The 14,918-nt window shown below is 66.4% G+C and carries 15 protein-coding genes and 1 pseudogene; 9 read left to right on the forward strand and 7 right to left on the reverse strand.

Features of this window, described 5'->3' with window-relative positions; translation table 11 throughout:
• Positions 1-123 (forward strand): annotated as a pseudogene (locus NM203_RS32505) (IS481 family transposase); the annotation flags it as partial.
• On the opposite strand, the gene NM203_RS32510 reads toward NM203_RS32505, so the two are convergent.
• The 4 genes from NM203_RS32510 to solA all read right to left on the reverse strand — a co-directional run bounded on the left by NM203_RS32510 (position 120) and on the right by solA (position 4,171).
• Positions 120-656 carry an ATP-binding cassette domain-containing protein gene (locus NM203_RS32510; RefSeq protein WP_255065183.1) on the reverse strand — a complete coding sequence of 179 codons (537 nt, stop codon included), beginning with the start codon at positions 654-656 and terminating at the stop codon, positions 120-122. The pseudogene NM203_RS32505 and the gene NM203_RS32510 overlap by 4 nt on opposite strands.
• Positions 647-1,696, reverse strand: a complete 1,050-nt coding sequence (locus NM203_RS32515; RefSeq protein ID WP_255065185.1) for a FecCD family ABC transporter permease — start codon at positions 1,694-1,696, stop codon at positions 647-649. The genes NM203_RS32510 and NM203_RS32515 overlap by 10 nt, the downstream gene beginning before the upstream one ends.
• Positions 1,693-2,850 (reverse strand): ABC transporter substrate-binding protein, encoded by a 1,158-nt coding sequence (locus NM203_RS32520; RefSeq protein WP_255065187.1) that lies wholly within the window; start codon positions 2,848-2,850, stop codon positions 1,693-1,695. The genes NM203_RS32515 and NM203_RS32520 overlap by 4 nt, the downstream gene beginning before the upstream one ends.
• Before the next feature lie 181 nt (positions 2,851-3,031).
• Positions 3,032-4,171 (reverse strand): N-methyl-L-tryptophan oxidase, encoded by a 1,140-nt coding sequence (gene solA, locus NM203_RS32525; protein ID WP_255065188.1) that lies wholly within the window; start codon positions 4,169-4,171, stop codon positions 3,032-3,034.
• A gap of 64 nt (positions 4,172-4,235) precedes the next feature.
• On the opposite strand from solA, the gene NM203_RS32530 reads away from it, so the two are divergent.
• Positions 4,236-5,672 carry a sensor histidine kinase gene (locus NM203_RS32530; RefSeq protein WP_255065190.1) on the forward strand — a complete coding sequence of 479 codons (1,437 nt, stop codon included), beginning with the start codon at positions 4,236-4,238 and terminating at the stop codon, positions 5,670-5,672.
• Here NM203_RS32530 and NM203_RS32535 read toward each other — a convergent pair.
• From NM203_RS32535 to NM203_RS32545, 3 genes are all read right to left on the reverse strand, one after another.
• Entirely contained in the window at positions 5,607-6,278 is a 672-nt protein-coding gene (locus tag NM203_RS32535; protein WP_255065193.1) for a response regulator transcription factor, read from the reverse strand. The two genes, NM203_RS32530 and NM203_RS32535, sit on opposite strands and share 66 nt — an antisense overlap.
• A gap of 248 nt (positions 6,279-6,526) precedes the next feature.
• Positions 6,527-7,000, reverse strand: coding sequence for a MarR family winged helix-turn-helix transcriptional regulator (locus NM203_RS32540; protein ID WP_255065194.1), 474 nt, complete (start codon positions 6,998-7,000; stop codon positions 6,527-6,529).
• A 583-nt stretch (positions 7,001-7,583) separates the two neighbouring features.
• A complete protein-coding gene (locus NM203_RS32545; RefSeq protein ID WP_255065195.1) occupies positions 7,584-8,138 on the reverse strand; it encodes a Chromate resistance protein ChrB in 555 nt (184 codons plus the stop codon).
• Between the two features lie 1,049 nt (positions 8,139-9,187).
• On the opposite strand from NM203_RS32545, the gene NM203_RS32555 reads away from it, so the two are divergent.
• The 7 genes from NM203_RS32555 (at position 9,188) to NM203_RS32585 (ending at position 14,902) form a co-directional block, all read left to right on the forward strand.
• Complete coding sequence (locus NM203_RS32555; protein WP_255065196.1) at positions 9,188-9,331, forward strand: hypothetical protein; 144 nt, start codon at positions 9,188-9,190, stop codon at positions 9,329-9,331.
• 64 nt (positions 9,332-9,395) lie between these two features.
• Positions 9,396-9,959 (forward strand): hypothetical protein, encoded by a 564-nt coding sequence (locus NM203_RS32560; RefSeq protein ID WP_255065197.1) that lies wholly within the window; start codon positions 9,396-9,398, stop codon positions 9,957-9,959.
• A gap of 1,529 nt (positions 9,960-11,488) precedes the next feature.
• A complete protein-coding gene (locus NM203_RS32565) occupies positions 11,489-11,803 on the forward strand; it encodes a hypothetical protein (RefSeq protein ID WP_255065199.1) in 315 nt (104 codons plus the stop codon).
• A gap of 33 nt (positions 11,804-11,836) precedes the next feature.
• Positions 11,837-13,078: a PPE domain-containing protein gene (locus NM203_RS32570; protein ID WP_255065201.1), complete on the forward strand. Its 1,242-nt coding sequence runs from the start codon at positions 11,837-11,839 to the stop codon at positions 13,076-13,078.
• 86 nt (positions 13,079-13,164) lie between these two features.
• Complete coding sequence (locus NM203_RS32575) at positions 13,165-13,476, forward strand: WXG100 family type VII secretion target (protein ID WP_255065202.1); 312 nt, start codon at positions 13,165-13,167, stop codon at positions 13,474-13,476.
• Between the two features lie 63 nt (positions 13,477-13,539).
• Positions 13,540-13,836, forward strand: coding sequence for a hypothetical protein (locus tag NM203_RS32580; RefSeq protein ID WP_255065203.1), 297 nt, complete (start codon positions 13,540-13,542; stop codon positions 13,834-13,836).
• Between the two features lie 175 nt (positions 13,837-14,011).
• Positions 14,012-14,902, forward strand: coding sequence for an ESX secretion-associated protein EspG (locus tag NM203_RS32585; RefSeq protein ID WP_255065204.1), 891 nt, complete (start codon positions 14,012-14,014; stop codon positions 14,900-14,902).
• Positions 14,903-14,918 lie beyond the last annotated feature (16 nt).

The following is a 14,918-nucleotide window of genomic DNA, read 5'->3' on the forward strand; positions in this document are numbered from 1 at the left end:
GAACAACGATGCCAGGAGTATCCCCGCTGGTTGCACACCTACAATCACCACCGCGGCCACACAGCACTCGGCGGTCAACCACCAGCCAGCCGTGTACCTAACCTCTCAGGTCAGTACAGCTAGTCGAGCAACATCACCGCGGGCTTGCGGATCATGGCCTGGGCGATGCTCACGAGTTGGCGTTGACCGCCCGAAAGGTCCGAAATGGGGCGCGCCGACAGGTCATCGAGGTGGAGTTCGGCCAGTACCGAACCGATCTCGTCGAGCACCGCGGGGCTCGCGCGGCCGGTGAGCTGGCCCTGGCGCGCGAGGAGAACCGCCTCGAACACGCTGATCGAGACGGCGGGAGGCGGGTCCTGCGGCGTGTACAGGATGCGGTCGGAGAACACGTGCCGCCGCCGCCGACGCCACCGGGCGTTCCGCCGGTCTGATGCGGTGGTCCGGTCCGTAGTCTGGGCATCGCCGTCGAGGTCGACCGATCCCGCCGCGGAGTGGATGCCCGCGATGCATTTCAGCAGAGTCGACTTCCCCGCGGCGTTCGGACCGACGACCGCGGTCACCTCACCGGATCGCATCGTCGGGAGGGTGACGTCCAGGAGTACGCCGATGTGGCCGTATCCGAACGCCAGTTGCCGGACTTCGAGACCTAGTTCCACAGTCGTCGCGTCCTCGTGAGAATCAGGACGAGGAACAGCGGGACGCCGACGATGGAGGTGATGATGCCGACCGGCACGATCACGCCCGGCACGATCAGCTTGCTCGCGACGGACGCCGAGCAGAGCAGTGCCGCCCCGCACAGCGCGGCGGCGGGAAGGAAGTGACGCTGGTTCTCGCCCACCAGGATTCGAGCAGCGTGAGGTCCGACGAGACCGACGAATCCGATGGTCCCCGATACCGCGACGGCCGTCGCGGCGAGAAGTGATACGCCGATGAGAGTGAGCATGCGGGTGCGCTCTACATCCACCCCGAGCGCGCGTGCTCGGTCCTCGCCAAGGCGGAAGGTGGTCAGGGTCCACGCGGACTTGCGGAACACGGGCGTGATGACCACGAGAACCGAGGCGAGCAGCGCGACCTGCGCCCAGCTGGCCCGGCTCAGGCTGCCGAGGGTCCAGAACACCACCTGCTGTAGTTGGGCGTCGGAAGCGACGTACTGCATCAGCGACAGCAGAGCTGTGAAGAGGAACACCAGGGCGATCCCGAGCAGGATCATGCTCTCCGCGCTGGCGCCGCGCAGCGTGCTGAAGCCGAGGATGACACCGCACGCGATCATCGCGAATACCCATGCGCTACCAGCTGTCCCGAGCATCGAGACTGCCGACGCGCCCACGACGACACTGAGGGCCGCACCGAAGCCCGCGGCGGCCGCGATGCCCAGCGTGTACGGCTCGGCGAGCGGGTTGTTCAAGATGGTCTGCATCTGCACGCCCGCGATCGCGAGCGCAGCGCCGACCAGGACGCCGGTTACCGACATGGGTATCCGGATGTTCCACACGATCTGCTGGATGGTCTCGTGCGCGTTCCACGGCGTGAACACTCCCTGCATCAGCTGCTGGAGAGGCAGTCCGCTTCCCCCGACCCCGACGTCGGTGACGAATAGTACGGCTGTCAGCGTCGCCAGGCCGAGGACGATGGTGCGCCGCCGAGCGACCATGGCGCGATAGGCGCGGGTGGCGTTCGCCGCGCCGGGTTCCGTCACGGAAGTTCGGTCCAGAACGTTCCAGTCGGCTCGACGGGGAGGAACTTCTCGTGCAGCTCGCGTAACCCGGCATCAGGATCGATGTCTTGGAACAACTCGGGGTGCTGCCATTTCGCGAACCACTCGACGGCGAGGAAGTTGTACGGCGAATCGTAAAAGTGGTGCCACACGGCATAGGTGCGACGGTCTTTCACGGCTTGCAGGTCCGGGAACCCCGGTTGGCGGTCGACGATCGACCGGAGATGTGTTCGGGCCCGTTCCGCCGCGTCGTCGTAGCCGAGCGGGACGAAGCTTCCGGGTGCGGCAGGGGTGTCGGGCGACCAGTTGGCGCCGGTGGCGATGATCACTGCGGGGTTGTCGGCGAGCACAGCCTCGGGGGAGATGGTGCCCTGCTGGCCGGGAAGCATGTCGTCGGCGAGATTCACCCCGCCGGAGTAGGTCACCATCGCGGCGAGATTCGACTTCGCGAACGACGAGCAGCACTCGAAGTAGCCCGGTGCACGCCAGAGGAAGGTCGGCGTCGGCGGTGCGCTCGCCGAGTCGATACGCGCCTTCACACCGTCCATCTTCGCGCGGTAGTACGTCGTGAAATCGGTTGCCTCCTTATCCTTGTCGAAGAGGCGCCCGAGAAGTTCGACGCTGGGCACGGTGTTCTTCAGCGGATCGACGAAGTAGTCGACTACGACGGTGGGAATGCCGGCCCGCTCGAGTTGATCGATGGTGCCCGCATCCTGAGCCGCGGGGAAGTCGGACGCGCCCACGACGAAGACATCGGGCTGCAGCTGGATGGCCTGCTCAACCGAGAACGAGCCATCCCAGAGGTCACCCGTGGTGGGAATGTCCTTGATCTGAGGGAACTTCGCCTCGTATGTCGTGAGTGTGCCGGGATCGTTCTGGGTTAGGTCGTCCGGCCAGCCGACGATCCGGTCGGTCGGGTCGTTCTTGTTGAGCATCGCCGTCGTGTAGATGAGCCGGCCGCCGTCGACGAGGATCCGCGCTGACGGCACTTTGACGGTGACCTCCCGGCCCAGGACGTCGGTGATCACGGTTTCGGGACCGCTGGCCTGCGATTCCGTTGCGGTGGTCGTCGGGGAGCCGCTGCAAGCGGCGACGAGCCCGACGATTGCGATCAGAACAAGCGCCCTGGAGTTCACGGCATCAACAGGTACCCGACTCTTCCGGAAAGCGAAAGGCCCTCAATGCGACTTGGCATCGCCGAAAAGTAGTCATCACCAGCATGTTTGAGTTATTCCAGATTGGTATGAAGCTGAGAAGTGTTTAGCAGCAGCGGTGCTAACTATTCGAGGCCCGAGTGACGGCTGCGACGAATGGGATTCACCGCCGAGCCGCGGTGAACCGGTCCGGTGAGAACCGCGTGAGCGCCACGTCGCTTGCTCCGTCCAAGGCCAAGTCGGCGACGATATCGCCGACCCCGGCAGCGTGTTTGAAGCCGTGGCCCGAGAAGCCGCCGGCCAGGACGAGGCCCGGGCATCGTTCGGATGTACCGATGACGAAGTCGAGGTCGGGTGTCTTGGAGTTCATGCAGGGCAGTCCGGATTGCAGTACAGGCGTCCACGAGGGAAATGCTCGGCGAGCGAAAGCCAGGGTCGGGGCGATGTCCTCGTCGATCAGATCGCCCGTGTTGTCGTCGGCGTGCGTCAGCCAGGGCTTGCCCGCTGATGAGCCGGCGCCGATCTTGACACCGCTTCCGTCAACATCGGGGACGCCCCATCCATCGAGTTCGCCGCTCTTCCGAATGAATGCGGGAAAGCGCTCGATCCCGAAGGAACCGTCCACGGGTGCGCGGAAATACAGTGCGGACGAACGTTGAACGCGAAGGGGCAGCTGTAACGTTCTGGTGAGGTCGCCGTACCACGCTCCGGTCGCGATGATGGCGCGCCGAGCGTGTATCGCCTCAGACGCGGTGGTCACGATGACGCCGAAGCCGTCCGATCGCACATCGAGCACGGGCGTCTCGAAAGCCAGTCGGGCACCTGCCTCTGACGCGAGTCGCAGCGCGGCCAGGATGGAGGCCACCGGGTCGAGCAGGCCGGCGTCTGGTTCGAACACCGCGACGTCACCGTCTATCGGAACGTGCTGCGGGTACCTGGCGCATAGTTCGTCGAACTCGAGTAGGTGATGCTCGAAGCCGCCGCCTTCGCCGGCACTCAACGCTCCGCTGACATCGGCACCGTCGCGTGGGCCGATGTAGAGTGCACCTGAGCGCCGGAACAGGGTTGCCCCCGAGCGCTTTTCGAGCTCACCCCAGAGTGGTTTGGCGCGGGCTACCAAAGGCAGGTACTCAACGCCTTCGAAGACGGTCTCGCGGAAGATCCGGGATCCACCGTGCGATGAGCCGCGGGAGTGCGCCGCCGTGAAGCGCTCGAAGCCGACGACGCGAGCGCCCCTCGATGCACACCGCCATGCGGCCATCGCCCCCATGGCGCCGAGACCCACGACTGCGACGTCGAACACGAGATCCGCTCCTTTGTAGTCATCCCGACGGTATCGCGTGACCATCGGGGGTCACACTTGAGGGATGAGGGGGCAACTTCGACGCGTTGCGGCGCCGGCTCAGTGGACTGTCCGCGCTCGAGCCACGGCTGCGGCAGTCGTCGTGATGGCGTTGTGTCTGCTGGTGGCTGGAGGCGCACTGCTCTTCGTGATGTACTCCTCGTTGGAGACGTCGGCCCGCGCCACAGCGGATTCGCGCATGACCGGACTGATCCAGGAACTGGGGTCCGATACCCCGGCTCAACTGGACGCGTCGATTCTGGCGACGGACAGCCAGGTGGGAATCATCCAGGTGGTGAACCAGTCTGGGGACATCGTCGCTCGCTCGGCGGGCAGTCCGGACCACCTGCTGTCGACCGCGCAGTTGGCTCCCGGCGCCCGCAAGTTCCTCGGACGCATGGCCGTCGGCGACGAGGAGGACTTCTGGGTGTCAGCGGGTGGAGCGGACACGCCGGACGGACCGGTGACCGTGCTGATCGGAGCCGATCGAGAGCCAGTCGAGAAGGCGGTGAACACCGTCGCGATGTTGATCGCCATCGGCGGGCCGGTGGTACTCGCGTTGGTCGGTTTCGGCACCCACCGCCTCGTCGGTGCCGCGTTGCGGCCGGTTGAACGCATCCGCCAGCGCGTGGCCGCGATGACCGGAGGCAACCTGGGGGAGGGGCGCGTCCCGGTCCCACCCGCGCAGGACGAGGTAGCTCGGTTGGCGGTGACGATGAATGACATGCTCGATCGACTGGTCGCCAGCCAGAACGCGCAGCGGAGATTCGTCAGCGACGCCTCGCACGAGTTGAGAAGCCCGCTGGCGTCCATTACAGCGGCGCTGGACCTCGCTCATCAGCGCCCGGACCTTCTCGATCAGTCCCTGATCGACGACGCGCTGTTCCCGGAAGCGCTTCGCATGCAAGGACTCGTCGAGGACCTGCTTCTGCTAGCCAGAGCCGATGAGAGCGGAGGTCGGCATACGCGGATCGATGTAGATCTCGACGACATCATCCTCCGGGAGGCGGAGCGTGTGCGATCGCTGACTCACCCGACCGTCGAGGCAGATGTGAAGGCCGCCAGAGTGATCGGAGACCCGGATGGTCTCTCGCGGATGATCCGCAATCTTGTGGACAACGCGATTCGCCACGCGCACAGCGCCATTCGGCTCGAGTGCGGTATAGCGGCCGGAGCGGCCCAGATCATCGTCACGGACGACGGGCCGGGCATCCCGTCGGATGATCGCGGCAGGGTCTTCGATCGCTTCGTTCGATTGGACCAGCCTCGCGATCGCGATTCGGGTGGTGCGGGCCTGGGTCTGGCCATCGTCGCGCAGATCGTGCGGGATCACGGTGGCCGAGCGGGGGTCGACGAGGCACCCGGAGGTGGCGCCCGCTTCGCGATCGAACTGCCCCTAGCCGGCGACGAACCGGTAGCCGACACCGCGAACGGTCTCGATGCTGTTGCCGGCGGCGGGTAGCCCCAACTTGCGTCTCAAATAGCCGACGTACACCTCGACGATGTTGTCGTCACCCTCGTAGTTGGAATCCCAGACCGATCTGACGATGTCCGCCTTGCTGACCACGGTGTCGCGGTTCCGCAGCAGGAACTCGAGCACACTGTATTCCCTTGGCGTAAGGGATATTTCAGACCCCAAACGAGTGACCTTGTGGCGGGCCGGATCGAGTTCGAGATCGCCCGCCACGAATACCGACGGGCGCTCGGGTGCTCCGCGCCGCACAAGTGCGCGCAGGCGAGCGAACAGCACGACGAAGGAGAACGGCTTGATCAGGTAGTCGTCCGCGCCGAGGTCGAAGGCGTCGGCGAGGTCGTACTCGCCGTCCTTCGCCGACAGCATGAGGACCGGCGTCCAGATGCCCTGGGCTCTCAGCTCTCTGACGAGCTCGTAGCCGTTCTTCCCCGGCAGCATGATGTCGAGGATGATCGCGTCGAAATCGTCGGTCAGGGCGGTGTGAAACGCCTCATCACCGCGGTGCTCGACGTCCACGACGAAGCCCTCCGACACCAGTCCACGACGTATGGTCTCGGCGAGCCGCACCTCGTCTTCGACTACCAGCACCCGCATGGCCTCGTCCCATCGTCGTGATCGCTACCAGTACAGCAGAACGTCACTGCCGGTGACGCCGGCTTTCAGCGTTCGTTCAGGTGGTGGCCACCACGCTTGAGGTGTGGGTGAAATGACGGACGCGCTCAGCGCGCTGGTTTCCAGATTCCTGTTTACGCACAGCGCGGCCATTGGACCCGTGCTTCTGCTGGTCGTGGCCGGCATGGCAGCCGCGGCGGCATGGCATCACCGCACCGGCCTGTCGCACGTCAGGACGAGCTGGGGACTGCGCTCTCGACAACTACTGCGAAGCGCTCGAGCGGTGTCATCGCGACCTGAAGCGCTTCGAGTTCATCGACGGTGAGCGTGGATTGCATCGCGGCGATCAAGTGCGATACCGCGGCCCGCTGTGCGTCGATGCCCTCCGACGTGGCTTCGACCCAAAGACCTCGTTTGTCGACGGGATCGCGGCGACGCCTGACCATTCCACGCTTCTCCAGGCGGCTGACCGCAAGTGTCATCGTCGGCGCTCGCACTCCCTCATGCGCGGCGAGGTCACTCAATCGGATGGGCCCGGCGGTGCGCAGGGCGTACAGAATCGAGCACTGCGTGAGCGAGAGGTCACTTTCCGATGTGCCCGCGTACTCGCGCCTCCGGATCGCCGATGCTATCCGAAACATCTGCCAGTGAAGGCTTTCCGCCAACTCTGCAACGCCGGAGTCGTCTTCCGCCTCGTCTGCCATGAGCCAAGTGTAGCGACGGCCGTTCCAGTTTCGTTACAAAAGCAATCTAACCGCCGTTACATCCAAGCGGAGGAGGCACGATGGCCGCGACGATTCTCCCTGCTGTCCAGAAATCTTCGGCGCCCCTCTGCTCTTCGTCGGGCTGCACTGGCTGCGAACTGCCGTCGTCGGCGGGGCCCGGCACGGCCGCGGCCTGCAGCCGAATAGGACAGGTGGCACTCGATTTGACGTCGATCGTGCTGGCACTGCACGCGAGCGAGGGCCGCATCGGCGTCGTCGCCATTGGTGCCGACAGGCGCTCTGGCTCGTTCTAGCGGGCGCCCTGCGGCGGAACCCCGTGTCGCGAATACCCACCGCAGTGCGGTTCTCGTCGAAGGAGTGCTGTCGACCGGGGCCGGAAGGCGCCGAAGCGCGGAAGGCGCCGGAGCGCGGTGGCCAGCCGGCGCCCTCGCGCTCGTCGTTATCGTCCCCGTTGTGACGCTTTACGCCGGACCGTTCACCGCGGCATCTCAGTGCCTGCCTCAACAGCGACTCGAGTGCTTCTCTCGTCAGCGGGCTGAGGGACGAGCTGATGTTGCCGTTCTCAGCGCGACTCGTCCTCTTCGTCGTAGACCCTTGCAGCGTAGAGCTCCAACGCCTCACCGCACTTGTCGAGTGCGCGGGCCGCCTCTTCGCGCTTGGGCGCTCCGTATGCGTCACGGGCTAGCACCTTCTCGTACCAATTCCGCAGCTTGACGAGCTCGACTTCGTTCTCCTCGAGTTCGCCGTAGGTGAAATGATCTGCGACGTATTCCTTTTCGAGCCCGGCATGGAAGTCCACGCACTTGTCCAGGATCTCTTCGTACTCGCTGTCCCGTGCGGTCTGGAACAGCTGCACGACGTCGGACCCGCCAGCCAAACCGGAGCAGGACAGCAACACGGCCGAACCGTCCATCTCCTCGATCTCTCGACGCAGTCGACGGAGCGCCCGCTCGGCGCCATCGCGGGCGGGTAGCGCCGCTGCTGAATTCTGCAGATACACGGCGCCCAGCGACTTCAGCCGTCGCCACACCGCTGCACGCAGTCGCGTCGGCTCCGCAGGGATGCGGTAGATCAGCAACAACCACTCGGGCTCGGCGCTGCTATCACGCTCATTCACTAGCCCAGTGTGCCGGACGTGCACTGCTGGCACGGTCGCCCTGTGATTTCCGCTCGGCGGCCGAAAACGTACGTTCCTGAGTCATTCACCGCAGGTCACGTGCGACGTTCCGGCCGCGCTCCGGATATCGAATGCGTGCGCCTGCCCTATCCGCACCCGCCGAGCCTCGTTCGCAACGGTGAAGCCCTGCCCACCTCACCGCGTAGACACTGAACGCAGCACGACTCTCGATGGATTCACTGGCGGTGAACCGTCACCAGCTTGCTGAGTGCTCGAACAGGCGCGATGCAATCACTACCTGCGCCAGCATCCCGCCCACACTGACACATGGCGGAGGTGATCGGCGATGACGAATGTCGGCTATCCGGACGTCATGTGGGGATTAATCCGCGTCCACTGAGCCAATGGACGAGTACGCGGCGCGTCTAGTTTAGGAGGTCGAACAGCGATTCGACCGGTCCACGCGTGTCCTTGTGCGCCGGACGCCAGCGCGGGCACGATCAGCCTTGACAGGGGTGCGTCGGCGTAGGCGTTGGCCCGATCGATCGCCGCGTCCAGCCCCAATGGTGCCCGAGCGTCGGTGCGTGCGATCACCTCGGGGTCGGGGTCAGTGCGAGCGTCCAGTACCGCGCGCAGTTTGCCGCGAACTCGCGTGTCTCGATCACCTTCCTTGCCCGGCAGATGGCCGTACTAATTCGGGAACGCCTGACGAGATGGCGTGGCCCCCGTGGCCGCGGGCCGCCGCGATCATCGACCTGATGGCTTGCGCGCCAACGTGAGCGTCGATTGCTGGTGACCGTGGAGGCCGCGCTGTCGCCATTGGCGCGTTTCGCGACCATTGTCGGAGAGCGTCACCGAGCGTCGCGGGGCGAGCCTGCCGGTCTGACCGACAGCTGATGGCGCGAATTCGCGGCAGCCGCTCTCAGCGCCTCTTCAGGAAAACGCTTCTAGTGTCTCGAGCTATGGGCAGCCCGCGGACTCAGCGTCCGGACGACCGCGTACGCGACATAAGTGCCACTCGTTTCGCAAACGCCTTCAGCCTCAGCGAGGTGATCGATCAACTCGCATCGGGCGGCGCGCCGTGGGGGTTCGGTCCGGCGGGGACCGAACCGGTCGACGCCGCAGTGGCCCGCCAGATCGCTGCAGAAGCCACGCGGCGGCTCGCCGAAGTCGGATTGGAAGGCTTTGGGTGAGTCGGCAGAGCGTAGCGAACCGGCAACGAACACGGCCGCGTCGGTCCGAGCGGCCCGTTCCTGAATGAGCGCTGAGGGCGAAGTGGCCGAAGACGCTCGCGAGGGCAGGGTGACGCGCGTGAGGCGCCGTGTCATCGGCATTGCAGCGGTCGGGATAGTCGTGATTGCCGCTGCCGTAATATTTCTCACTCAGTCCGCCGAACGGGTCATCTCGGGTATCGCCGCATCCGAGCCACGTTGCACCACGCGCGTCGATTACGCCGGCGACCCGCGAGATGCGAGCATTATCAATGCGATCGGGGAATCGACCGGGCACTGTCCTACTCCAGTACCTGAATCGACGGGGCTACCCGGGTTGGTGGAAGGCGCGGCGCTCGGACAACCTTGTTACAACTTTCCGACTTACGTGTTCGGCCAGTCATCGGACGGAATGCAGCTCGTGTGCGTGAAACTCGGGGGCGGCTCCAGTGCAACGGGGAGATGGGTCGCGTCGGAGACCGTCGTTGGTGTCCGCGAGGTCGGCGGACAATGTTCGCCGCCAACCGGTGGCGCCGCGCAGTCGCTCGATGGTTTGCCGCTCATCTGCGTGAATTCGAGTTGGGAGAAGTCGGCCATGGGGGCGAGTTAGCACCGTCGATTTCGTCCAGCAGAAATTGCACGCCCTTGCGCGCAGCGCACCTTCTGTTGCTGGAAGCAGCGCATTCTGCGTGCAGCGCCTTTAGAGGTTTGTCGAGAGCCATGGCCCGTCGCCCGACACTCAAGCCCTTGGACAATCACGCCCTTGGACAATCACGCCATGCGCTCCCACTCGAGCGGCCCGCACTATCCCCCTGCCCTCGTTGTCCGTGCTCACCTCGCTGTGAAGACGGACACGGGCACGTCGACGTACGACGACGACTAGGACGCACGATTGCGTGTCTCGAAACTGATCACCTGCGAGACACCTGTAGGTGTTGTCGGAACTCCGACGCGGATGTATCCGCGGAATCGTCCGCAACGCAGCTATCACCAGCTCGGTGCAGCCAACACCGTCAACCCTCTGAACTGGTCATTCGTCACGCGACCAATGCGGCTTGCCGAGATAAACGACAAAAGAACGAGTTGTGAATCCGTCGGCTAACGCCGTCGCAGGTGCGAATCCTTGTGCCTGCCACACAACACTCGTGCCTGCTACACACATCGTCGAGTTGCGTCGATCCGGCGTCGGCGCTCGGCACCGGGGAAGCCCAGACGCCCACTGTGTCCGCCGGGGTGCAGGCGAGCCGCGGACATGCTCACGGAGTTGCATATGGCAGTCCCTGCCGAGGTGAACGTCTTCGGGGCCACCGAGGTGATGGAGGGGACGCGGGGCCCGAACCCCTGCAGCGCTAGCCTCCGCGCCGGCTGACGTAATCGACGCCGAACTGGCTGAGCGCAAGCGATACGTGATGATGCCTCACTATCGATGACGAGAATCGCGGCGACGACGTTGTATGCGGCGGGAAGCAGACAGCCGAGAATGAGACCTGCCAGCGCCACACCCTCGCCGCCCTCGTCTGCGGCGCATCTGCGCGCTAGCGAGATGGCCGAGCGAATCGGCACGATCATTCCGAAAGCCAGTGCGACAAACGCGTGATTGTTGATCGCCGCGGGTGCGCTGCCTTGGGCTTTCTTCAATCCAGTAGCGGACGTGTAACGGTTGCCCAGTAATCAGGACAGGTGACCGTACCAAGCACGGATTCCGACCCGTTGACGCCCACGGCGTACTGCCCCGAAACCATCGGGCTGGACATTGTGAGCGCACCGTTCTCAACTGGGCCGCTCCGAAGGCGCCATTGACAACGTGCGGCGCACATCTCCGGCCGCGGCGAGCTGTGCAGCCGTGCGCGGGCGGCTGGATTCTGGGCGAATCGCGCCGCCCACGGGCTGAACGGTGCGTGCCGAGAGCCCCGATGACCGCCGTTGAGCAGCGCCGTTCAGTGTCGACCAGCGTGAATGCGGGTCCGGAAATTGGTGCGCAGCACCCCTTCGGCGGGGGTGGAGAATTCAATGCATCGGAACCGCGGGGAACCGGGGTACGATTGCCTCATCGGTGAACAGACGGCCGTTCAGTTTGTACGGCAACTGTGTTGAACGGCCGCATGCTGTGCAGGCTTGAACGAATCAAGGGAGAGGGACATGGGTATCGGTGGACTGACTCAGATGGAGACCGTCGGCGTGCTGGCGACCCAGGGCGCGTCGGCGGGACTGGCCGCCGAGGCGGTCGGGCACGGAGCGCAGGCGATGGCCGCCGGTGTCGTCCTGCCGCCGGGGCTGGACGAGATCTCGGCCTACAACGTCGGGCGGATCCTGGCCTACGCCGAGCAGCTCGGCGCGACGTTGGAGGGTTCGGCGGCGATCGAGGCCGCCTACGGGGTGGCCAACGGCACGTCGTCGGTGATCACCTCCCTGACCGACGCGCTGAACGCGGCCGGCATCAACGGCCTGATCTGAGCGCGGGCGCGACGGGGCGGTAGGGGCGAGCGGATGGTGATGCCGATTCCGGGCGGACTGTGGGGGGCGCAGCCCCCCGAGGTCACGTCCTCGGAGTTCTGGGACGGCCCCGGCGCGGGGTCGATGTTCGCCTCCGCCGAGCAGTTGCTGGCCGTGGCCGCGCAGATCATCGCCAACCTCGGTGGCAGCGAGGCGGTGGCGGCCGCGCTCGGGGCGAACTGGCCCGATCCGACCGGGGAGTTGTCGGTGCTGTCCGCCGTGCCGCACCTGCTCTGGAAGGGCACCGCCGCCGGCCTGGTCATGGAGGCCGCCGCGCTCATCACGGCGACCGCGACCGCGTTCGAAACGCTCAAGGCGGCCACCCCGACCCCGGTCGAGGTGGGCTCCAATCAGGTCGAACACGGTGTGCTGCAGGCGCACAACTTCCTGAACATGCTGTTCCCGGCGATCATGGCCAATCGGGCCGACTACGGCCGGATGTGGCTGACCGGGTCGACCAACAAGTACTCCTACGCCGCGGCCAGCAACGCCGGCACCGCCCAGCTGCCGCCGATGCCGCCACCCCCGCCGAGCACCGCCGGAGGCGGCGGCGACCGGTCGGCGTCGCAGAGCGACATGCCCACCAAGGACGGACTCGGCGGCGGCATGGAGTCGATGATGTCGACGGTCATGGGTCCGCTGCAGTCCCTGGGCGGGCAGGCCGGCCAGCTGACCTCCGGCGGACCGCTACAGGGTGTGGCCGGGATGGGCCAGCAGCTGATGGGCCCGCTGCAACAGCTGATGTCCGCGGGCGGGATGGGCAACCCGTCCGACGCGCTGGGCGCCGGCGCCGCGAACTGGCTGACCGCCACCCCCGGCGCGGGCGGGCCGGTCGCGGCGAACATGATCTCGGCCGGTGGTGGTGGCGGAGGTGCCGGCCTGGGCGGGATGAGCGCGCTGCGCGGCCCGACCGGGTGGGCGTCCACGCCCACCGTCAACGCCGCCGCGCCCGGTGCGACCGAGACCGCCGCGGTGTCGCGGGTCAACGAGGCCAGGGCCGCCCTCGGCGCCCCCGGCGGCACGTCCGGGATGGGTGGCACCGGCGGGATGATGGGCCCGATGATGCACGGCGCCAATCAGGATCAGAACAAGAGCGAGAACGAGGGCAAAGGCAGGACCAGCCCGTTGACCTCACTGGCCGCCCTTTACCGGGCACCCCACGGGGTGCCGGTGATCACGGGGAGTGGCGGCGCCGTCTTCGCCGCACGGGGAGGGGGCGAGGACCAGCAGACGTGACGCTCCACCGGGGTGGCCGCAGACTCGACCGCCACCCGATCCTCGATGAACGACCGAACACCTGAACCACGAAAGGGATTCACGACATGCCACAGCAGATCAAGGCCGAACTCGACGGCGTAGCCCAGGACAGCTCGGGCCTGCAGGAGGTGTCCGACAACCAGGCGGCCATCATGAACCACCTGGCCGACACGTTCGACGGCCTCACCGGGCACTTCCACGGCGACGCCGCGGTCGCGTTCCAGAACCTCGGTGAGCAGCTGCGCGCCCAGGGCGCGAAGTTCACCACCGAGTTCGCCGACCACTCGCAGAAGATGGGCAACAACGCCACCATCCTGCACGAGGCGGACCAGGAGGGCATGGGCCACATCAACGCCGTGTCCAGCATGATCCCGTAGCCCCGGCTACCCATTGCACATCGAATCCGAAGTACGACAACAGAACTCACGAAGGGAAAGACCATGACACTGGTGCAGTACAACCAGGGACTGCTGATGGACGCCAGGGGGCAGATCGCCAGCGCGGCCCAGCGCACCATCGACAACCACTCTCAGTCGGTGAACATCGCCACCCGCAACCAGGACAACCTGGAGGGCTCGACGGGGATGAACTTCCAGAGCGTTATCTCGAAGCTCAACCACGACTACACCCAGGCCCAGGAGCTCATCGACCGGGCCGGCGCGGCGCTCGAGGCGGCCACCCAGGGCATGGGCGACGGCGACGGCAGGGCCGCCGCGCAGTACGGCGGCGGAGCCTAACCCCACAACTCCGCCGTTCCCGAATCAGCGGCCCGGTACGGGGCTGACGCGCGCAACCCCTACGCGCGCAACGGATCCCGGCCGGGCCGCTGTGCGGGAACTCATCGGCGGCGACCGCGTCGCCGCCGATGCCGAGACGCAACCGGCACCCATCACGACAGACAGGGCGGCACGAATGGCATCCCCCTCCTTCACCAGGCGCAGGGCGCCCGCGCACAACGCGCCGGTCTCCGCGGTCGCCGTCGACACCACCTGCGAGGGCGTCTGGCTGCTGCAGGCACTGTGCGGGGTGGAACTGCTGCCCTCGCCGATGCTGCTGCGGCCCTACGTCGGCGCCGGGGGAGTGCAGTACGACCACCCCGGCATCCCGGTGCTGCGCGAGGCCGGTGTGCTGATCGGCGACGACGAGCCGACCGTGCACCCCACGGTCGCACGCTGGATCGAGACCCTCGGCGCCCCGGACATCGCGCTGTGCGTGGACGTGCGCCGCGGCGGCGAGTTCATGCGGCTGGTGATCGCCCGCCGCGACGAGCAGCACGTGGCGATCTCGCGCAGCGGCGCCGGCGACGGCGACGACGTCACCATCGAGGCGGTCGGCACCGTGCCGTCGATGCGGGTGCTCTACGAGCGGGTCATGGAGTTGTGCGAACGCGGCGCCGCGCCGGTGGAACCCGCCCGCTTCGAGCCGATCACGGTGCGCTCGGCGGAGTTCATCGCCGGGCTGGGCGACGTCGCCCGCGACGATCACACTCCCGCGCAGGCGTTCCGCGATCTCGCGCTGACCGCCGAGCAGCGCCGCCTGGTGATGCTGGCCGTCGACACCCCGGCGCTGGAGGTGGGGTTCGGGTTACTGGTGCACGACGCGCGCGGCGACCACGTCGCCCTGGCCTCGGCGGCGGTCACCGACACCGTCGAGGGCCGCATCGTCACCGGCCCGGTGCGGGGCGACGACGGCACCTGGTGGACGCAGATGGTGCCCGGTACGTCCGACGCCGGCGGCAGCGCGCTGCGCTCGCTGATGGCCACCATGGGCGTCGACTGGAGCACCCACAACAGGTTCCGCTAGCGATGTCGTTGCGCGA

Origin of the sequence: Mycolicibacterium arenosum (assembly GCF_024320865.1) — a bacterium.
GTDB lineage: Bacteria > Actinomycetota > Actinomycetes > Mycobacteriales > Mycobacteriaceae > Mycobacterium > Mycobacterium arenosum.